Annotated in this window: 17 protein-coding genes; 12 read left to right on the forward strand and 5 right to left on the reverse strand. The window is 64.8% G+C overall.

Annotated features, from left to right (window positions below):
• Positions 1–88 precede the first annotated feature (88 nt).
• Positions 89–736: an ankyrin repeat domain-containing protein gene (locus ACODS5_RS20265; RefSeq protein WP_489109508.1), complete on the forward strand. Its 648-nt coding sequence runs from the start codon at positions 89–91 to the stop codon at positions 734–736.
• Positions 737–828: 92 nt separating this feature from the next.
• On the opposite strand, the gene pobA is transcribed toward ACODS5_RS20265, so the two are convergent.
• Entirely contained in the window at positions 829–2016 is a 1188-nt protein-coding gene (pobA, locus tag ACODS5_RS20270; protein ID WP_489109509.1) for a 4-hydroxybenzoate 3-monooxygenase, read from the reverse strand.
• 169 nt (positions 2017–2185) lie between these two features.
• On the opposite strand from pobA, the gene ACODS5_RS20275 reads away from it, so the two are divergent.
• On the forward strand, positions 2186–3061 hold the full coding sequence (locus ACODS5_RS20275; RefSeq protein ID WP_489109510.1) for a helix-turn-helix domain-containing protein: 876 nt from the start codon (positions 2186–2188) through the stop codon (positions 3059–3061).
• Between the two features lie 57 nt (positions 3062–3118).
• A complete protein-coding gene (locus ACODS5_RS20280) occupies positions 3119–4072 on the forward strand; it encodes a siderophore-interacting protein (RefSeq protein ID WP_489109511.1) in 954 nt (317 codons plus the stop codon).
• Between the two features lie 202 nt (positions 4073–4274).
• On the opposite strand, the gene ACODS5_RS20285 is transcribed toward ACODS5_RS20280, so the two are convergent.
• Positions 4275–5054, reverse strand: a complete 780-nt coding sequence (locus ACODS5_RS20285; RefSeq protein WP_134693024.1) for an AraC family transcriptional regulator — start codon at positions 5052–5054, stop codon at positions 4275–4277.
• Positions 5055–5166: 112 nt separating this feature from the next.
• Here ACODS5_RS20285 and ACODS5_RS20290 point away from each other — a divergent pair, with 112 nt between their 5' ends.
• Positions 5167–6063: an EamA family transporter gene (locus tag ACODS5_RS20290; protein WP_489109512.1), complete on the forward strand. Its 897-nt coding sequence runs from the start codon at positions 5167–5169 to the stop codon at positions 6061–6063.
• A gap of 202 nt (positions 6064–6265) precedes the next feature.
• The gene (locus tag ACODS5_RS20295; protein ID WP_489109513.1) at positions 6266–6448 is read left to right on the forward strand and encodes a hypothetical protein; all 183 of its coding nucleotides are present in this window, start codon (positions 6266–6268) and stop codon (positions 6446–6448) included.
• Positions 6449–6565: 117 nt separating this feature from the next.
• Here ACODS5_RS20295 and ACODS5_RS20300 read toward each other — a convergent pair whose 3' ends face one another.
• Entirely contained in the window at positions 6566–6946 is a 381-nt protein-coding gene (locus ACODS5_RS20300; RefSeq protein ID WP_489109514.1) for a hypothetical protein, read from the reverse strand.
• Between the two features lie 221 nt (positions 6947–7167).
• On the opposite strand from ACODS5_RS20300, the gene pbpG reads away from it, so the two are divergent.
• Positions 7168–8097, forward strand: a complete 930-nt coding sequence (pbpG, locus tag ACODS5_RS20305; RefSeq protein ID WP_134693785.1) for a D-alanyl-D-alanine endopeptidase — start codon at positions 7168–7170, stop codon at positions 8095–8097.
• A gap of 45 nt (positions 8098–8142) precedes the next feature.
• Here the strand turns inward: pbpG and ACODS5_RS20310 are convergent, their stop codons facing one another.
• Positions 8143–8577 (reverse strand): hypothetical protein, encoded by a 435-nt coding sequence (locus ACODS5_RS20310; RefSeq protein ID WP_134693784.1) that lies wholly within the window; start codon positions 8575–8577, stop codon positions 8143–8145.
• A 171-nt stretch (positions 8578–8748) separates the two neighbouring features.
• Between ACODS5_RS20310 and pvdM the strand changes: the two genes are divergently transcribed.
• The 6 genes from pvdM (at position 8749) to ACODS5_RS20340 (ending at position 17957) form a co-directional block, all read left to right on the forward strand.
• Positions 8749–10092, forward strand: a complete 1344-nt coding sequence (pvdM, locus tag ACODS5_RS20315) for a pyoverdine-tailoring dipeptidase-like protein PvdM (protein ID WP_134693783.1) — start codon at positions 8749–8751, stop codon at positions 10090–10092.
• A gap of 16 nt (positions 10093–10108) precedes the next feature.
• Positions 10109–11383 carry a pyoverdine-tailoring periplasmic protein PvdN gene (gene pvdN / locus ACODS5_RS20320; protein ID WP_489109515.1) on the forward strand — a complete coding sequence of 425 codons (1275 nt, stop codon included), beginning with the start codon at positions 10109–10111 and terminating at the stop codon, positions 11381–11383.
• A gap of 14 nt (positions 11384–11397) precedes the next feature.
• On the forward strand, positions 11398–12264 hold the full coding sequence (gene pvdO / locus ACODS5_RS20325) for a dihydropyoverdine dehydrogenase (RefSeq protein ID WP_489109516.1): 867 nt from the start codon (positions 11398–11400) through the stop codon (positions 12262–12264).
• Positions 12265–12362: 98 nt separating this feature from the next.
• On the forward strand, positions 12363–13709 hold the full coding sequence (locus tag ACODS5_RS20330) for a lysine N(6)-hydroxylase/L-ornithine N(5)-oxygenase family protein (protein ID WP_134693780.1): 1347 nt from the start codon (positions 12363–12365) through the stop codon (positions 13707–13709).
• A 12-nt stretch (positions 13710–13721) separates the two neighbouring features.
• Complete coding sequence (locus tag ACODS5_RS20335) at positions 13722–15371, forward strand: cyclic peptide export ABC transporter (protein WP_489109517.1); 1650 nt, start codon at positions 13722–13724, stop codon at positions 15369–15371.
• A 114-nt stretch (positions 15372–15485) separates the two neighbouring features.
• On the forward strand, positions 15486–17957 hold the full coding sequence (locus tag ACODS5_RS20340; protein WP_489109518.1) for a TonB-dependent siderophore receptor: 2472 nt from the start codon (positions 15486–15488) through the stop codon (positions 17955–17957).
• Between the two features lie 70 nt (positions 17958–18027).
• Here ACODS5_RS20340 and ACODS5_RS20345 read toward each other — a convergent pair whose 3' ends face one another.
• Positions 18028–18987 (reverse strand): alpha/beta hydrolase, encoded by a 960-nt coding sequence (locus tag ACODS5_RS20345; protein ID WP_134693777.1) that lies wholly within the window; start codon positions 18985–18987, stop codon positions 18028–18030.
• Positions 18988–19042 lie beyond the last annotated feature (55 nt).

The raw sequence follows: 19042 nt of genomic DNA on the forward strand, positions 1-19042 counted from the left end.
CTGGCCACTGCCTGCCATGCGAATTCTTTACTTCTGTCGCCGCCGCCACTTGCCTAGGATGAGGCCTTGCCCCTCAGGACCCGACACCATGCGCCTGTCCATCGCCACCCTGCTGCTGGCCCTGTTCACCGGCCTTGCCGCCCATGCCGAGCCCTCTGCCATGAATACCCAGCTGTTCGATGCCGCCCGCCGTGGCGATACTGCCGCCATCCACCAGGCCCTGGCCCAAGGCGCCGCGCTGGAGGCCCGCGACGACCAGGGCCAGACTGCCTTGCTGGTGGCCACTCACGGCAACCAGATCCAAGCCGCCAAGGCATTGATCGAAGCCGGTGCCGACGTCAATGCCAAGGATGCCATCCAGGACAGCCCCTACCTGTATGCCGGTGCCCGTGGTTTGAACGAGATCCTGCAATTGACCCTGGCCCACGGCGCCGACCTGAACAGCACCAACCGCTACGGCGGCACCGCGCTGATCCCCGCCGCCGAGCGCGGGCATGTCGAGACCGTGCAGCTATTGATCGATGCTGGCGTCAAGGTGGACCATCTCAACCGCCTGCACTGGACCGCCTTGCTGGAGGCGGTGATCCTCGGCGATGGCGGCCCGCGCCATGTGGAGATCGTGCGCCGCCTGCTGGCCGCCGGAGCAGACCCGACGATCGCCGACAAGGATGGCGTGACGGCGCTGGAACATGCGCGCCAGCGGGGCTACCAGGCCATGGTGGCGTTGCTGGAATAGATCACCTGGCGCCCGCTGCCGCAAACCTCAAGCCATGCGCGTCACCTGCAGGCGCCAGCCTTGCTGGCGAACCAGGCGACGCGGTGCATGGCCTACTCCACCACCTCGAACGGCAACCCCACATAGTTCTCGGCAATGTTCGCCAACCCCGCCGCCGAGCCCAGGTAATAGTCGCGATCGGCCTCCTGCATCTTGCTGTCCCAAGCATCCTGGTGTTCGCCAAAGTCATGCAGCAGCCGGGTCATGAACCAGCTGAAGCGCTCGCCCTTCCACACCCGGCGCAAGGCCATCGGCGAGTACTCGGCCAACAGCTCGGTACGCCCCTCGCGATAGACCTTGACCAGGATCCGATACAGATAGTTGACGTCCGAGGCGGCCAGGTTCAAACCCTTGGCCCCGGTGGGCGGGACGATATGCGCGGCATCGCCGACCAGGAACAGTCGCCCGTGCTGCATGGGTTCGACCACCAGGCTGCGCAGCGGCGCGATGCTTTTTTCCAGCGCCGGCCCGGTCACCAGTTGCGCCGCCACATCCTCCGGCAGGCGCGCCTTGAGCTCATCCCAGAAGCGCGCGTCCGACCAGTCCTCCACGCGCTCCTGCAACGGCACCTGCAGGTAGTAGCGACTACGGCTCTGCGAGCGCTGGCTGCACAGCACGAAGCCGCGTGGGTGATGGGCATAGATCAGCTCATGGTTGACTGGCGGGGTATCGGCCAGCAGCCCCAGCCAGCCGAACGGATAGACCCGCTCGAACGTCTTGAGCACCCCGGCTGGAATGCTCTGCCGGGCCACGCCATGAAAGCCGTCGCAACCGGCGATGTAGTCGCAGTCGACCCGCTGCTGGCGCCCGTCCTTGTCGAAGGTCAGGTAGGGTTGCTCGCCATCGATAGCATGAGGCTGCACGTTGGCCGCCGCATAGATGATCGGCGCCCCGCTCTGCGCCCTGGCCTGCATCAGGTCGCGGGTGACCTCGGTCTGGCCATACACCATGACGGTCTTGCCGCCGGTCAGTGCCTTGAGGTCCAGGCGCTGGCGGCGGCCACCCAGCAAAAGCTCGACCCCTGCGTGCACCAGCCCCTCGCGATCCATGCGCGTAGCCACGCCCGCCTCGCGCAGCAAATCGACAGTGCCTTGCTCGAGCACCCCGGCGCGGATACGCCCCAGCACGTACTCGGGGGTCTGGCGCTCGACGATCAGGGTGTCGATCCCCGCCTGGTGCAGCAGCTGGCCGAGCAGCAGGCCGGAAGGGCCGGCGCCGATGATTGCAACCTGAGTTTTCATTGTTGTTGTCTCGTGATGACGATACCGACCTGGGACTGGTCCAGGCCCGGTATCTACTGTTAGGGTTAGCACCTGTATTTTTACGTGCGATCTATGGGTAGAAAGTGGGTTATCCGCTGAAAAACCTGCACTTTTGCAAAATACGTTCGATTAACGGACAGGCCCCAGCATGCCCAGCCCCCTCCCCGGCATCCCGCTGTTCCAGCTCTACGGTGAAAACCACGCCTGGCCTGGCACCGACCTGCTGCACTGCGAGTCGATCCCGGCGCGCAGCCGCCTGCACCACTGGGAGATCAAGCCGCACCGGCATGCCGAGCTGTTCCAGTTGCTTTATGTGCAACGCGGCGAGGCGCGCATCGAGATCGAAGGCCAGCACAGCCTGATCCGCGAGGCGGCGATCCAGGTTGTGCCGCCGTTGACCGTGCATGGCTTTCGCTTCAGCGCCGATATCCAGGGCCATGTGCTGACCTTCGGCACTGCCCTGGTGGCCGACCTCGAGCAGCGCCTGGGGGCGCCGTTGAGCGTGCTGGCGGCGCCGCGCTGCTACCTGCTGGGCAAGGATCGCCCGCGCCTGGGCGGGTTGCTCGACACCTTGCACCAGGAGTACCAGGGCAGCGCCCCGGCCCGTGCGGCCCTGTTGTCGGCCCTGGTCACGGCACTGATGGTGTGGCTGCTTCGCCAGCAGCCGCTGCAGGCGCCGCGCACCCCGCATGAACGCGACCAGCAACTGTTCGGCCGCTACCTGCGCCTGGTCGAGGCGCACTACCGCGAACACCTGGCGGTGGACGACTTCGCCAGCCGCCTGGGCATCTCCAGCCTGCAACTGAACCTCTTGTGCCGCAGCCTGGCCGGGCAGACTGCGCTGCAGGTCATCCACCAGCGCCTGTTGCTGGAGGCGCGCCGCAACCTGGTATACACGCGCATGAGCATCGGCCAGTTATCCGACAGCCTGGGGTTCAGCGACCCGACCTACTTCGCGCGGTTCTTCAAGCGCCTGACCGGACAAACGCCTAATGCCTACCGCCGTACCAGCCCGCGCGGCTAAATCACTTCGCGCGCCAGTCGTCTTCCGGCTATCGGTCATCTGCAACGAGGTACCCCCATGAGCAGCATGAGCACCCTGGCCTCCAACGTCGCGCGCAACCTGCGCAAGATCATCAAGGGCGACAGCGGCCCGCGCCCCTACCAGCTATTCGATATCCAGTTGCAGCGGCGCGAACGCCTGAGCCCGTCCCTGTGCCGCTTCGTCTTCGCCGGCGACGATGTACGGCAGATGCGCACCCTGGCGGCCGATCAGCGCGTCAAGCTGCTGTTCCCCGATGCCCAGGGCCACGAACCGGCCCTGCCCAAGGACGGCGACTGGCAAGCCGCGCGGCGCCAGGCCCAGCACCCGATGCGCACCTACACCATTCGCGCCCTGCGCGCCGATGCCGGCGAACTGGACATCGACTTCGTCCTGCACGGCGACAGCGGCCCGGCCTCGGCCTGGGCCGAACAGGCCGAGCCCGGCGACCGCCTGCAGATCGTCGCGCCGCACCGCCACGCCCAGGGCGACCCCGGCGGTTATGAATGGCGACCGCCCCAAGGCGTGCGCCAGTTGTTGCTGATTGGCGACGAGACCGCCCTGCCGGCCATCGCCGGCATCCTCGAGAGCCTCGCCGAGCTTGCCACCCCGCCCGCTACCCAGGTATTCCTCGAAGTCCCCGAGCCAGGTGACTGCGTCGATCTGCGCCATGCCCCCGGCACCGAGTTGCACTGGCTGGCCCGTAGCGAGCTCGACTGCCCCCATGGCCAAGCCATGCGCCACGCGGCCTTTGAGCTGGCGCGCCTGCCGCAGGCCACGCAAGCTAGCGCCAAGCCCCTCAAAGAGGTGGATATCGACAAGGAGATTCTCTGGGAACTGGCCGAGTCGGCCGACAGCGCGTTCTACGCCTGGGTAGCCGGTGAGTCGGCTGCCGTCATGGCGATCCGCAAGCACTGGATCAACGAACGCGGCCTCGACCGTGGCAGCCTGACCCTGATGGGCTATTGGCGCCACGGCCGAAGCCTGGAATGACAGCATTGCTCGATTTCATCATCGAACCACTACCGAGCGTGTCGATGCAGCCGGCACGCAAGGTAGCGCCATGATCATGACCGTGGTCAGCGGCGCCATCCACCGCGCACTGGGCCATCTCGCGCCTCAGTCCCTGTCCACGATAGGCCTCGGGCGCCACGAGCAGTTCGAGGACCATCCAGCTGACCCCGAATCGGGTGCCTCATGCGCCAAAGTAACGACTCGGCACCTCCCCCAGCACCTTCTTGAATACCGTAGAAAAAGCGCTCGGGCTGCTATAGCCGAGCGCCACGGCAACCTGCGTAATTGCCTCGCCATTGCCCAACTTGACCGTCGCGGCCAGTAAGCAGGCCTGTTGGCGCCACTGCAGAAAACTGATGCCGGTGTGCTGGCGGAACTGCCGGGTAAAATTACGCCGGCTCATGTTGGCCCAGCGAGCCATCTCGTCGACACCGATCTCAAGCGATGGTGCGTTGAGGAACCGCTGGCAGGCCTTGTCAAGGCGCGGTTCTGCAGGCAGTGGCGCATTGAGGTAAAGAGGCGGCATCCTGGCGATCTCATGCAACAGCAACCCCATCAAATGAGCGTCGCGCTCGTTGCCAGCGTAACGGCCAGGGACCTCGAGCGCCAAGGTGAGCAATTGCCGTACCAGCGCTGAAACAGCGAACACCTGACAGACATTCGGCAGCCCCACGCGCAGGGCGGCGGCCGGACTGACGTAGGTGTTGAGCATGGTGACCGTGCCACGCATCTGCATCCCATGGCGTACCCCTGGTGGCACCCATATTGCGCGCTGCGGTGGCACGGCCCAGTTGCCTCGCTCAGTGTTCACCGTAATGACCCCACAAGCCGCATAGGCGAACTGGCCGCGACGGTGGTCGTGCATGGGAAACCGCGCGCCATCGGCATACTCCCGCGCCGTGACCACCACCTCACAGGGGACCGCGTCATAGGGAGCAGGCTGGCAGGTGTTTTCGTTCATGGCCCGATTTTATTACCAATTGACCCTTCATTGAAAGCGGGCCATCTCGTTCACGCGCAAAGTGCCGCGACCGCCCGGGCCTGATGCCTGGGCACTCGGACAAGCAGATACCATGCATAGAAAACACTTGATGCTTGCGCTGTTGGTAACGGCGCTGTGGGGGCTCAACTTCCCCATCTCCAAACTGGCGCTCGCCGATATGGACCCTTTGCTCCTGACCAGCCTGCGCTTCACGCTGACGGCACTGCCCTGGGTATTCTTCGTCAAGCGCCCCGCCGTGGCCCACCGCTGGTTGATCGCCTATGGCCTGATCTTCGGGGTGGCGATGTGGGCAGCGATCAATCTCGGCATCGCGATGGGGGTACCTGCGGCCAGCGCATCGCTGCTCATCCAAGTCAGCGCGTTCTTCACCATCGGCTGGGGCGTGCTACTGTTTGGTGAGCGCCTGACCGGGCCGCAACGGATCGGCATGCTGCTGGCCGCGCTAGGGCTAACGGGTATTTTCATAGGCAGCCCTGGCAAGGCGACCACACTCGGCTTGGGCCTGATCATGATCAGCGCCTTGGCCTGGAGCATCGGCAACATCATCATCAAGGTTTCCAGGGTACGAGAGATCTTCGCCTTCGTGGTGTGGGCCAGCCTCGTACCGCCGCTCCCTTTGCTGGCGCTGGCCTGGTGGCTGCACGGGGCTACGTCGCTGGACTGGCCAGCCGCACAAATGAATGCGACCGTGCTCTTCTCGCTGATGTTCCAGGTATACGCCGCCACGCACTTCTGCTATTGGGGGTGGAATCTCCTGTTGCGTGAATACCCCGCCTCCAAGGTGGCGCCACTGTCGCTATTGATCCCGATCTTCGGCACGCTCGGCTCGATGGTCATCCTTGACCAGACGCCGAGCACGACAGACTGGTTCGCGATTGGATCGATCCTGCTGGCCCTGTTGATCGGCTTGCACAAAGGGCGCGGCAGGCCGACCGACGACGAGATCGAAGCGGGTGTCCCACGCTAGTGTCCTGTCTCGGCAATAAGCTGTTCACTTTTGCCGGTGTCTTGGGCGCCCGGTCGGCGTTACCACTCGTCAAAAGAGAACGTATGTCCAAGACAGGACACTAGCGAGGGTTGATTTCATCAATGACCACTATTGAGCGTGTCGATTTCAGCCGCGCGCCCCCGGCATGTAAGGTAGCGTCATCTCACACGGAGACACCTACATGGCCAGCATCCAGATCATGTCCGTCGTCGGCAGCGCCGTCCCGCGCGAATTGCGCCAGCAAGGCTTGCTGGCCTGCTGGTACCTGATGTGCAACGGCGAAGCCATAAGCGGCCCGCTCACCTCCCGCGCTTCGGCGCAGGACATCGCCGAGCGCTTCGCCCCCTGCGCGCTGCTGGCCTGAACCCCGAATCTGTTGTTGTGCGTTGCTCCCTTAACGCCCCTTGTGCCCGCCGTCATGGCGGGCTTTTTTTGCCCGTCTGTCCGCAGGGCAGCGCGGCGCCGCTTTCGCCAGCAACGCTCAGCCCTCGAGCGGCATCCACATGACGCACCCTGCTGCGGCCTGAGCCACCAGCCAATCATGCTGCTGTTTGCCGAAGGGCAGTTTCATACCAATGGATTCACGCTCGGCATACCTAGAAGCCACCTTCACTTCAAGCTCGGTGGGCTTCGCTTGGCCTAACTGCTGGTTTTTCTGCAGCCCTGCCACGGCCCCCGTCATGGCCAGGCCCTGGCCCAGGCCATCGCCACTCTCCTCCAATATCGATACCGCGATAAACGCCGCATTCGAGCAACGATCGACCTTCATCACTTGTTTCTCGACGGCCTCCATGTCCTGAAAGTTCGAACCATGGGCCACGACAGATACCGCCAAGGCCACGCAGGCCACAACAACACGCATTGCTGATTTCCTTACCAAGTAGACGCGATATCGATACCGCGTTCGGCCACGATACTCATCAAGAACAACGGATTGCAAAGTACAGGATTAAATTTCCTTCACCTTGCGCCCTTTGGATATAAGGCATTCGACAGCGCTTCGGCCATACTCCAAAATGCAACGGTTTTTTGGGGGAAACCCTTGCACAGCCAACGACATACCAACATTTAGTGAGCCTCAACGTGAAAACTTCCCTGTCCATCCTCAGCCTGCTGCTGTTGCTCACAGGTACCGCCACCCTGCCGTCGACCGCTGCTGCACAACAACCCCCGGCCCAGCAGCAACGCGACCCCGCCAAGCTGCACCTGGCCTCCGGCAGCGCCCTGCTGATCGACCTGAACACCAACCAGCAGCTGTACGCCAGCCACGCCGACCGCGTACGCCCGATCGCCTCGGTCACCAAGCTGATGACCGCGATGGTGGTGCTCGACGCCAAGCTGCCCATGGACGAAATGCTCGGCATGACCATCGCCAACAACCCAGAGATGAAAGGCGTGTATTCGCGAGTACGCTTGGGCAGCGAGCTGAGCCGTCGCGAAACCCTGCTGATCACCCTGATGTCGTCGGAAAACCGCGCGGCCAACAGCCTGGCCAACCACTACCCCGGCGGCTATGGCGCGTTCATCAAGGCGATGAACGCCAAGGCCCGCAGCCTGGGCATGAGCCACACCCGCTATGTCGAGCCGACCGGCCTGTCGACCCAGAACGTCTCCACCGCCCAGGACCTGGCCAAGCTGCTGATGGCCTCGCGCAAGTACCCGCAGCTCAGCGAGCTGTCGACCACCCGCGAGAAGACCGTGGCGTTTCGCAAGCCCAACTACACCCTGGGTTTTCGTAACACCGACCACCTGGTCAACAAGAGCAACTGGGACATCAAGCTGACCAAGACCGGCTTCACCAACGAGGCCGGCCACTGCCTGGTGCTGCTGACCAAGATGGACAACCGCCCCGTGGCCATGGTCATCCTCGACGCCTTCGGCAAGTACACCCACTTCGCCGATGCCAGCCGCATGCGCCAGTGGCTGGAGACCGGCAGCGCCAAGCCAGCCCCAGCAGTGGCCATGCAGTACAAGAGCGAGCGGCAGAACCGCGCGCGCCTGGCCCAGGACTGAGGCCAGAGGGCCGGGGCCAGTCGCCGGCCCCGGCGCCACGGTGCATCAGGCCGTGGTGTTGATCGAACCACCGGCGCTGCTGCCACCGCTCTTGTTCAGCGCCTCCAGCAACTGCGCGGTCGCGGCCATGATCAACCCGGTCAGGGTGGTGATGCTGGCCTGCTTGGCCTGCACCGCCGCCATTTTGCTGGGGTCTTTCTTCGCTTGCTCCTGCAGTTGGGCCAGTTGCTTCTGCTCCTCGGCCAACTGCTTTTGCAGGCGCTTGATCTCCTCGCGCAGCTCCTTGATGCTCGGCGGCTCAGTTGGGTCGGACTCCACCGCCTCGGGCTTGCTGTCCGGGGCTTTGAATGCATCCCCCTGGAACACCAGGCCACCGCGCTCGTTGACCTCAGGCTTGCCCGGCTGCGAAGTGGTCGCCAGGGGCTGGCTGGCGCCAGACAGGGTCGGGATATTGATATTGGCGTTGGTTATTGCAACCATTGCGCACCTTCCTTGAAATAGATTTTTACACTACCGGCTATCGGCCACCCCGCCTGGTTCTTGAATGCCGCGCGCGGATAAATTTGCCCGCGCGCCACTCGTCCACCTGATACCCGAGCCCTGCCCGCGTTTGCCGGCAGGCCGATCCGATCAGTCCGCAACGAGATGGCAATGACCAAGACCCGTTCCCGCAAAGCCCTGTACATCGGCCTGCCGCTGGCCCTGGCGGTCGCCCTGGGCAGCGCCGCCGGCTACCTCTACTGGCCACGCGAGGCCGGCTACCCACGCCAGGTCGTCGAGCAGGCCAATGCCTTGCACGAGCACATGCTGTCGTTCGACAGCCACATCACCGTGCCCCTGGACCTGGGCGCCGCCGGCCACGAACTGGACAAGGACGGCCCTGGCCAGTTCGACCTGGCCAAGGCCGGCAAGGGTCGCTTGTCGGGCGCGGCGTTGACCATCTTCGGCTGGCCGGAGATCTGGAACGGCGCCAACGCCCCGCACCGCCCCACCCCCGGCTTCGTCGACGCGGCGCGCCAGGAACAGGAAGCCCGCTACAAGATCATCAGCGGCATGGTCCGCGACTTCCCCAACCAGGTCGGCATCGCGTACACCCCCGAGGACTTTCGCCGCCTCAATGGCGAAGGCAAGTTCGCCATCTTCATCAGCATGCTCAACGCCTACCCGCTCGGCCACGACCTGGCGCAGCTGGACCTGTGGGCCGCGCGCGGCATGCGCATGTTCGGCTTCAGCTACACCGGCAACAACGACTGGGCCGACTCCTCGCGCCCGCTGCCGTTCTTCAACGACAGCGCCGACGCCCTCGGCGGCCTGTCACCGATCGGTGAACAGGCGGTCAAGCGCCTCAACGACCTGGGCGTGATCATCGATGTGTCGCAGATGTCGACCCTGGCCCTGGAGGACGTCGCCCGCCTGTCGCGCGCGCCCTTCGTCGCCTCGCACTCGGCGCCCCGGGCGCTGGTGGACATCCCGCGCAACCTCTCCGACAAGGAGATGCAGCTGATCAAGGACAGCGGCGGAGTCATCCAGGTGGTCGGCTTCGGCCAGTATCTCAAGCCGCTGGGCAAGCCGGTGCTGGACAAGCTCGAGGCCTTGCGCGTGCGCTTCGACCTGCAGCCGCTGCAGGGCCTGGCCAATGCGCTGATGCCGGGCGACGCGGTGATCGCCATCTGGCCCGAGCAGCGCTTCGGCGAATACGCCAGCGCCCTGTACGGCATCCTCGAAGAAGAGCCCAAGGCGACCCTCAAGCAGTACGTCGACGCCATCGACTACACGGTGAAGAAAGTCGGCATCGACCATGTCGGCATCAGCTCGGACTTCAACGACGGCGGCGGCCTGGATGGCTGGAAAGATGTCAGCGAGATCCGCAACGTCACCGCCGAGCTGCTCAGCCGCGGCTACAGCGAAACCGACATCGGCAAACTCTGGGCGGGCAATTTCCTGCGCGTCTGGGAGCAGGTGCAGAAGTCCGCCCACCCCGTCGCCAACCGTTGAGTCGAGCCTGTCCTCCATGAACAACCGTCGCACCTTTCTCAAGCAGGCCGGCCTGCTGGCCGCCAGCCTGCCGCTGCTGCCCCAGGCCCTGGCCGATACGCCCGACAAGCCGCTGGGCGGCGCCGACAAATGGCGCAACCTGCGTGAGCTGTTCCCCCTCGACCCCAACGTGGCGCACTTCGCCAACTTCCTGGTCACCGCCCACCCACGCCCGGTTCAGGCCGCCATCGACCGCCACCGCGCCGACCTCGACCGCAACCCCGCCGCGCTGATGGACTGGGAAAGCCAGTACGAATGGCAGCGCGAGGATGAAGTACGCGAGTGGGCCGCGCGCTACCTGGAAGTAGGCCCGCGCCAGATCGCCCTGACCGGCAGCACCACCGAAGGCCTGGCGATGATCTATGGCGGCCTCAAAGTCGGCGCCGGGCAGGAGATCCTGATTACCGAGCACGAGCACTATTGCGCGCAGAAGACGCTGGAGTTCCGCAACCAGCGCCAGGGCACCGCGGTGCGCAAGATCCGTCTGTTCGACGACCCGTGGACGGTGTCCACCGACCAGGTGCTGAGCACCCTCGACAAGGCCATCAAGCCCAACACCCGGGTGCTGGGCATGACCTGGGTGCACTCTGGCAGTGGCGTCAAGCTGCCGGTGGGCGAGATCGGTGAACTGGTGCGCCGGCACAACCGCGAGCGCAGCGAAGCCGAGCGCATTCTGTATGTGGTCGACGGCGTGCATGGCTTCGGCGTGGAAAACGCCTGCTTCGCCGACTTCAATTGCGACTACTTCATCGCCGGCACCCACAAGTGGATGTTCGGCCCGCGCGGCACCGGGATCATCTGCGCCGCCTCCACCGGCATGCAGCACCTGGTGCCCAGCGTCGCCACCTTCTCCCGCGACGAAGACTTCGCCACCATCATGACCCCAGGCGGCTACCACGCCTTCGAGCATCGCTGGGCCGCCGGCGAAGCGTTCAAGCTGCACCTGCAGCTGGGCAAGGCCGAGGTGCAGCAGCGCATCCACCAGCTCAACAGCCTGCTCAAACAGCGCCTGACCGAGCACCGCCAGATCCAGCTGGTGACCCCGCGCAGCGAACAGTTCTCCGCCGGTTTCACCTTCCTGCGCATCAAGGATCGTGATCCGGACGCCGTGGCCGCCCACCTGTGCGCCAACAAGGTGATGTGCGACGCGGTGGCTCGCGACGTCGGCCCGGTGATCCGCCTGGCCCCGAGCCTGCTCAACGACGAGCGGCAGATCGACCGGGTCATGGCCCTCATTACCCAGCAACTTTGAACAAGGCATCTCCCATGAGCGCACCTCTGCACCGCCTCACCCTGGCCGCCGTGCTGGCCGCCTGCAGCCTGCCGGCCCTGGCCGCGCAACCGTCGCACACCCCCGGCACGGTGTTTCGCGACTGCGACAAGACCTGCCCGGAAATGGTAGTGCTGCCTGCCGGCAGCTTCATGATGGGCACCCCCGACGATGAACAGGGCCGCCAGGATGACGAAGGCCCGATGCACCAGGTGACCTTCGCCAAGCCGTTCGCCATGAGCCGTTTCCAGATTACCGCCGGGGAATGGGCCGCCTACCAGAAGGCAACCGGCACGGTGCTGGCCGACGGCGACGAGCGCCCGGGCCGGCGCTGCAGCAATGGCAAGCCCAGCTACAAACAAGGCCCGCGTCAGCCCGCCGTATGCATGGACTACGCCGACGTCGAACGCTATGTGGCATGGCTGTCGAAGAAGACCGGCCAGCACTACCGCATGGTCAGCGAGGCCGAGCGCGAATATGCCGCCCGCGCCGGCAGCACCGGGCCGTTCCCCTTCCCGTTCGACAAGGACGGCGACTACCAGATCAGCCAGCACGCCAATGTCTACGGCCCTACCGACGGTTTCAGCTACAGCTCGCCGGTCGGCAGTTTCAAGCCCAATGCCTTCGGCATGTACGACATGCACGGCAATGTCTACGAATGGGTCGCCGACTGCTGGCACGACAGCTACGAGGGCGCGCCGAGCGATGGCAGCGCCTGGATGACCGGCAACTGCAAGACCGCGCAGATCCGCGGCAACGACTGGGGCGAGGCACCGATCTTCTCGCGCTCGGGCAACCGCAACACCGTGGTACGCAGCGAACGCGGCGATTGGCTCGGCGTGCGCGTGGCCCGCGAGCTCTGATCGACGACAACGCCTGGTCGGCGATCCCGGCCAGGCGGTAAATTAGCCAGGCAGCCAGTCGTTTACAGGGAATCTACTCCCAACGAATGGACTGCCCCATGAGTCAGACGAACGCTTCGAACAAGATCCACGACCTGATCACGGTCGGTTTCGGCCCCTCCAACCTGGCCCTGGCCATCGCGCTGCAGGAACTGGAGCAGAGCACCGGCCACAAGCTCGACGCCCTGTTCCTGGACAAGCAGACCCACTACCGCTGGCACGGCGACACCCTGGCCAGCCAGAGCGAACTGCAGATTTCCTTCCTCAAGGACCTGGTCTCGCTGCGCAACCCCACCAGCCCCTACAGCTTCGTCAACTACCTGCACAGCAACAACCGCCTGGTCGACTTCGTCAACCTCGGCACCTTCTACCCCTGCCGCCTGGAATTCAACGACTACCTGCGCTGGGTGGCCGAGCACTTCAGCCACCAGGCCCGCTACGGCGAGCAGGTGCTGCGCATCGAACCGGAACTGGAAAACGGCCGCGTCGCCCACCTGCGGGTGATCGCCCGCGACCAGCAAGGCAAGGAATACACTCGTCGCACCCGCAGCGTGGTGGTCGGCACCGGCGGCACGCCGAAAGTGCCCGAGCTGTTCCGCCCGTTCAAGGATGACCCTCGGGTGTTCCACCACTCCAGCTACCTCAGCGCCCTGGAGAAACTGCCTTGCGCCAAGGGCAAGCCGATGCGCATCGCCATCATTGGTTCCGGGCAGAGTGCCGCCGAGGCGTTCATCGACCTCAACGACAGCTACCCGTCGGTCAAGGTCGACATGATCCTGCGCTCCTCGGCACTCAAGCCCGCCGATGACAGCCCGTTCGTCAACGAGATCTTCGCCCCGCAGTACACCGACCTGGTGTTCGACCAGCCACCGGCCGAACGCCGCAAGATCATCGACGAGTACCACAACACCAACTACTCGGTGGTCGACCTGAACCTGATCGAGCGCATCTATGGCGTGCTGTACCGGCAGAAGGTCTCGCACCAGTTCCGCCACTCGGTCCTGTGCCGCCGCCAGGTGGAAAAAGCCGTGGATACCGCCGAAGGCATCGAGCTCACCTTGCGCGACCTGGCCACCAACGGCCAGCTCACCCATCGCTATGACGCGGTGATCCTCGCCACCGGCTACGAACGCCGCACCCACCGCGACCTGTTGGCGCCACTGGCCGAATACCTGCAGGACTTCGAGGTCGACCGCGACTACCGCGCCATCGGCAGCGGCAAGCTGGAGGCCGCGGTCTACCTGCAAGGCTTCTGTGAACAGTCCCACGGCCTGAGCGATACCTTGCTGTCGGTCCTGCCGATGCGCGCCGCCGAAATCGGCCAGTCGCTGTACCACAGCCTGGGCAAGCTGGCCCCGGACGCGGTGCGCGACACCGAACAGTTGCTGCCCCTGACCAACGCCTGACGAGCCCTCGACATGACCGCAAAAAACCGCGGGGCGCTCGGCCAGCTGTTCCCGCTGCTGCGCCCATTCTGGCCCATCGTGGCCATCTCGATCGTCCTGGGCATGATTGGCGGCCTGAGCGTCACCGCGCTGCTGGCCACCATCAACAATGCCTTGCACCAGGAGGGCGGCCTGGGCCAGGGCGCCCTGCTGGCCTTCGCCGGCCTGTGCGTGACCGCCCTGTGCTGCTCGATCCTGTCCGACATCGGTACCAACCATGTCGGCCAGAACATCATCGCCAGCCTGCGCAAGAGCCTGGGGGAGAAGGTCCTGGCGGCGCCGATCGACCAGATCGAGCGCTATCGCAGCCATCGCCTGATCCCGGTGCTGACCCATGACGTCGACACCATCAGCGACTTCGCCTTCGCCTTCGCGCCACTGGCCATCTCTTTCACCGTGACGCTCGGCTGCCTGGGCTACCTGGCAATGCTGTCCTGGCCGATGTTCCTACTGTTGATCGTGGCGATCGCGATCGGCATGGGCGCCCAGTCCATCGCCCAGTCCATCGGCCTGAAGGGCTTCGACAGCGCCCGCGCCGCCGAGGACGACCTGCAGCGCCAGTACAATGCGATCGCCGACGGCGCCAAGGAACTGCGCATCCACCGACGCCGCCGCCACCGCATGTTCGTGCATGGGGTGCAGGCCACCGCCGACTTCATCTGCCGCACCCAGATCCGCTCGATCAATACCTTCGTCATCGCCAAGTCGTTCGGCTCCATGCTGTTCTTCGTGGTGATTGGCGTCGCCTTGGTCATGCAGTCGCTCTGGCCCGCCGACAACCCGGCGGTGATGAGTGGCTTCGTGCTGGTGCTGCTATACATGAAAGGCCCGCTGGAACACCTGATCGGCACCCTGCCGATCATCGGTCGCGCGCGTATCGCCTTCCAGCGTATCGCCCAGCTGTCCGAGCAGTTCTCCTCGCCCGAGCCGCACCTGCCGCTGACCGACAACACGCCCAGCCCCCAGGCGATACACAGCCTGGAACTGAGCAACGTGCGCTATGCCTTCGACCCGGTGCCCGGCGCCACGCCGTTCTGCCTGGGGCCGGTGAACCTGCGCATCGAACAGGGCGAGATCACCTTCATCGTTGGCGAGAACGGCTGTGGCAAGACCACACTGATCAAGCTGCTGCTGGGCCTGTACGCGCCGCAACAGGGTGAGGTACGCCTCGATGGCAAGGCGGTCCAGGCCGAGCAGCGCGATGACTACCGGCAGCTATTCACCACGATCTTCGCCGACTACTACCTGTTCGATGACATCGTCCAGGGTGACCAGCACATCCCCGAAGACGCCAACGCCTACCTGCAACGCCTGGAGATCGCCCACAAGGTCAGCGTGCAGGACGGCCGCTTCACCACCACCGACCTGTCGACCGGCCAACGCAAGCGCCTGGCGTTGATCAACGCCTGGCTCGAAGAGCGCCCGATCCTGGTGTTCGACGAGTGGGCCGCCGACCAGGACCCGACCTTCCGCCGCATCTTCTATACCGAGCTGCTGCCGGACCTCAAGCGCCTGGGCAAGACCATCATCGTGATCTCCCACGACGATCGCTACTTCGATATCGCCGACCAGCTGGTGCGCATGGAAGCCGGCCGGGTGGTCAGCGAACGCGCCCTGGCCTGACCCCAAACCACGAATCGCAGGAAACTTTTCCGGTTTCCTACGATTCGTGCGTCTCATTCCCCAGTAGTAATAATTCTCAATTAGACTGCCACCCCAACTACGGACAAGACTCGAATGAGCAGCCCCGACGTACGTGCCCCTCGCTCCCGCTTCCCTCACCCGAAGACCTTGCTTGCCCTCGGTGTCACCCTGGCGCTCAGTTGCACCCAGGCGCATGCCGAGGTGGTCGAGCTGAACATTCCTGCGCAGTCGCTTTCCAGCGCCCTGCAGGCACTCGGACACCAGGCCAACCTGCAGATTCTGTACAGCCCGGACACCGTCGGCAGCCTGCGCGCCAATGCGATCCAGGGCCGCATCGACAGCATCGATGCGCTGCGCCGATTGCTCCAGGGTACCGGCATCACCTACCAGGTCGAAGGCAACGTGGTGACCCTGAACGGGGGATTTGACACCAGCAGCGGCGCGATCAACCTCGACACCACTTCGGTCACCGCCTCGCAGTTGGGCAACATCACCGAGAACACCGGCTCCTACACCGCCGGCGCGGTCACCGTGGGCGGCAAGACCCCCACCGCCATGCGCGAGATCCCGCAGTCGGTATCGGTGATCAGCAGCCAGCGCATCGAGGACCAGGGCTTGCACAACGTCGAGCAAGTGCTCAAGCAGGCCCCCGGCATCACCCTGGTCGGTGGCAACGACAACGATGTGCAGATCTACTCGCGCGGCTTCAAGGTCAGTAGCTTCACCACCGACAGCGGCGCGCCGTCGATGCGCGAGGAGACCTACCAGACCCTGCCGGACATGATCCAGTACGACCACGTCGAAGTGCTGCGCGGCTCCGACGGCATGAACACCGGCAACGGCGAGCCTGGCGGCACCATCAACCTGGTGCGCAAGCGCGCCCTGGACCACAACCAGGTCAAGCTCGCCAGCTCCGCCGGCAGCTGGGCCAACTATCGCCAGGAAGTCGACGTGACCGGCCCCATGGGCTTCGACGGCAAGCTGCGTGGCCGCTTCGCCGCCGCCTACGAGGACCGCGACTACTTCTACCACGGCTCCAACAGCCAGAAGCAGGCATTCTTCGGCGTGCTCGAAGCCGACCTGACGCCGGACACCCTGCTGACCTTCGGCGGCAGCTACGAAAAACGCGACATGGACGGCTACTGGGACCAGGGCCTGGTGCGTTCCAGCAGTGGCGAAGACCTGGGGCTGTCGCGCAAGACCTCGCTGGCCGCCGACTGGTCGTCCGCCAACAACGAACGCATGGAAGCCTTCACCAAGCTCGAGCAGGCCTTCAACGAGAACTGGAAAGGCGAGTTCAGCTACACCTTCAGCAAATTCAACACCAGCCACGACCTCGGCCAGGTCATCAGCCCACCGAACCTGCAGACCGGCACCCAGGCCAACTTCCAGCGCATCCTGCGTGACTACGAGAACGTCCAGCAGCTGTTCGCCGCCAACATCCACGGCACCTTCGAGGCGTTCGGCCGCGAGCACGAGCTGCTGATCGGCGCTGACCACTCGAACATCCACCGGATGTACGCCGACCACAGCACCAACACCGAAGTCACCCCGGTGGACCTGTACAACACCGACATCGGTTCGCTGCCCAAGGGCAGCCACCCTGGCCTGTTGTACACCTTCCCGACCTGGGACGCGAAGAAGACCGGCGGCTACATGACCCTCAAGGCGCAACTGACCGATCCGCTCAAGCTGATCGTCGGTGCCCGCTACAACGACTTCGAGGACGCGCTGTTCAGCGTGGTGCCCAACGCGGACGGCAGCACCTCGACCTACACCTCCGGTGGCAAGGACTCCGGCAACATCACCTACTACGGCGGCCTGGTCTACGACGTCGACGAGAACTGGTCGCTGTACACCAGCTACTCGGAGATCTACCAGCCACAGACCAGCATGCTCAGCAGCTCGTTCGGCCCGATCGCGCCAATCGAAGGCAAGACCTACGAGGTGGGGGTGAAAAGCGCGTTCTACGACGGGCGCCTGAACTTCTCCAGCGCCCTGTACTACGTCAAACGTGAAAACGAAGGCGTGTACATCGGTGGCCCGTCCACCGCGGCCAACTCCTGCTGCTACGTCAACGGTGGCGAAATCGTCAGCCGTGGCTGGGACACCGAGATCAGCGGCGAACTGCTGCCGGGCTGGGAAATGTCCGCCGGCTACACCTTCAACATGAACGAGTACCGCAAGTCCGGTACCGCCGACAACGTAGGCAAGCCGCTCAGCTCGCAGACGCCCAAGCACCTGTTCAAGTTCTTCACCACCTACCAGCTGCCGGGCGACCTGGAGCGCTGGAAGGTCGGCGTAGGCGCCAATATCCAGAGCCGCAACTACATCCAGGGTGAAGTGGTGCGCGACAGTGTCAGCACCCCGTTCGCCTACGAGCAGGCCGGCTACGCAGTATGGAACAGCCTGCTCGAGTACCGCATCGATCAGCACTGGACCGCCGCGGTCAACGCCAACAACCTGTTCGACAAGCGCTACTACCAGACCGTCGGCACCAGCGAGAAAGGCAACTGGTACGGCGAACCACGCAACTACATGCTGACCCTGCGCGGCACCTTCTGACTCAGCCCCAGGCAAGCGAAAACGCCCGATGCAGCGCTGGCTGCATCGGGCGTTTTACATTGTGCGCGGTTCAGGCCGACAAGTAGCGGCGAATCACCCCCGCCAACTGTTCATGCACCTGCTCCACCGCCGGCACCACGCTGCGCATGCGCAGCAGGTCGTGGGTCAGCTCGCGGTACTCCAGCAACTCCACCTGCACGCCGCTCTCGCGCAGGCGTCGGGCGTAGGCCAGCCCCTCATCGAGCAGCGGGTCGAAACCTGCCACCGCCACCACCGCCGGCGCCGAGCCGCTCAGGTCCTCGGCCAGCAATGGCGAGAAACGCCAATCGCGGCGGTCCTCGGCGCTACGCGCGTACTGCTGGTAGAACCATTCCAGGGTCGGGGCTTCCAGCAAATAGCCTTCGGCGAACAGCGCCATCGACTCGCTGGCCTGCGATGCATCGGTCATCGGGTAGCACAGCAGCTGCAGGCACGGGGTCAGCGGCGCCTCGGCGCCCAGGCGCGCGGCCTCGATCGCCAGCACCGTGGCCAGGCTGGCGCCGACGCTGTCGCCAACCAGCGCCACCCGGGCCAGGTCGATGCCCATCGCCGGCGCCTGGGCCTTGAGCCAGTGCAGTACATCGGTGCAATCGTGCAACGCGGTGGGGAACTTGTGCTGCGGCGCCAGGCGGTAGCCCACCGCCAGCACCGGGAAGCCGCTGCGCTGGCACAGCTCGCGGCACACGCCGTCATGGGAGTCGAGGCTGCCCACCACGTAGCCGCCGCCATGCAGGTACAGCACCAGGCCATGGGGGCCGGCGCCCAGCCCATGCGGGCGGTACAGGCGTAATTCCAGTGCCTGGCCGTCGCGGCTGTCGATGTGCAGGGCCTGCACGTCCAAGTCCTGTGGGGCCGGCCAGCTGAGCTGCCGGGTGGTCTGTTCGAACGCCGCGCGGGCTTGTTCGGCGCTCATCTGGTGGAAGGCCGGTTGGCGCGCCTGGGCTTCATCGGCCAGGTCGAGAAACGCGCCGATATCGGGATGCAGGGTCATGTGAAATTCCTGAAAGTGGGCAACGCACGCCCGGCGAGGGGCGTGCGTGCAGTCG

The sequence above is a fragment of the Pseudomonas sp. FG47 genome (genome assembly GCF_057809115.1).

Bases quoted from the DNA above. Each gene is read 5' to 3' on its own strand.
- ACODS5_RS20265 (WP_489109508.1), top strand. From the start codon at position 89: ATGCGCCTGTCCATCGCCACCCTGCTGCTGGCCCTGTTCACCGGCCTT.
- pvdN (WP_489109515.1), top strand. From the start codon at position 10,109: ATGAACAACCGTCGCACCTTTCTCAAGCAGGCCGGCCTGCTGGCCGCC.
- ACODS5_RS20275 (WP_489109510.1), top strand. From the start codon at position 2,186: ATGCCCAGCCCCCTCCCCGGCATCCCGCTGTTCCAGCTCTACGGTGAA.
- pobA (WP_489109509.1), bottom strand. From the start codon at position 2,016: ATGAAAACTCAGGTTGCAATCATCGGCGCCGGCCCTTCCGGCCTGCTG.
- ACODS5_RS20340 (WP_489109518.1), top strand. From the start codon at position 15,486: ATGAGCAGCCCCGACGTACGTGCCCCTCGCTCCCGCTTCCCTCACCCG.
- ACODS5_RS20310 (WP_134693784.1), bottom strand. From the start codon at position 8,577: ATGGTTGCAATAACCAACGCCAATATCAATATCCCGACCCTGTCTGGC.
- ACODS5_RS20280 (WP_489109511.1), top strand. From the start codon at position 3,119: ATGAGCAGCATGAGCACCCTGGCCTCCAACGTCGCGCGCAACCTGCGC.
- ACODS5_RS20290 (WP_489109512.1), top strand. From the start codon at position 5,167: ATGCATAGAAAACACTTGATGCTTGCGCTGTTGGTAACGGCGCTGTGG.
- ACODS5_RS20330 (WP_134693780.1), top strand. From the start codon at position 12,363: ATGAGTCAGACGAACGCTTCGAACAAGATCCACGACCTGATCACGGTC.
- ACODS5_RS20295 (WP_489109513.1), top strand. From the start codon at position 6,266: ATGGCCAGCATCCAGATCATGTCCGTCGTCGGCAGCGCCGTCCCGCGC.
- ACODS5_RS20285 (WP_134693024.1), bottom strand. From the start codon at position 5,054: ATGAACGAAAACACCTGCCAGCCTGCTCCCTATGACGCGGTCCCCTGT.
- ACODS5_RS20335 (WP_489109517.1), top strand. From the start codon at position 13,722: ATGACCGCAAAAAACCGCGGGGCGCTCGGCCAGCTGTTCCCGCTGCTG.
- pvdM (WP_134693783.1), top strand. From the start codon at position 8,749: ATGACCAAGACCCGTTCCCGCAAAGCCCTGTACATCGGCCTGCCGCTG.
- ACODS5_RS20345 (WP_134693777.1), bottom strand. From the start codon at position 18,987: ATGACCCTGCATCCCGATATCGGCGCGTTTCTCGACCTGGCCGATGAA.
- pvdO (WP_489109516.1), top strand. From the start codon at position 11,398: ATGAGCGCACCTCTGCACCGCCTCACCCTGGCCGCCGTGCTGGCCGCC.
- ACODS5_RS20300 (WP_489109514.1), bottom strand. From the start codon at position 6,946: ATGCGTGTTGTTGTGGCCTGCGTGGCCTTGGCGGTATCTGTCGTGGCC.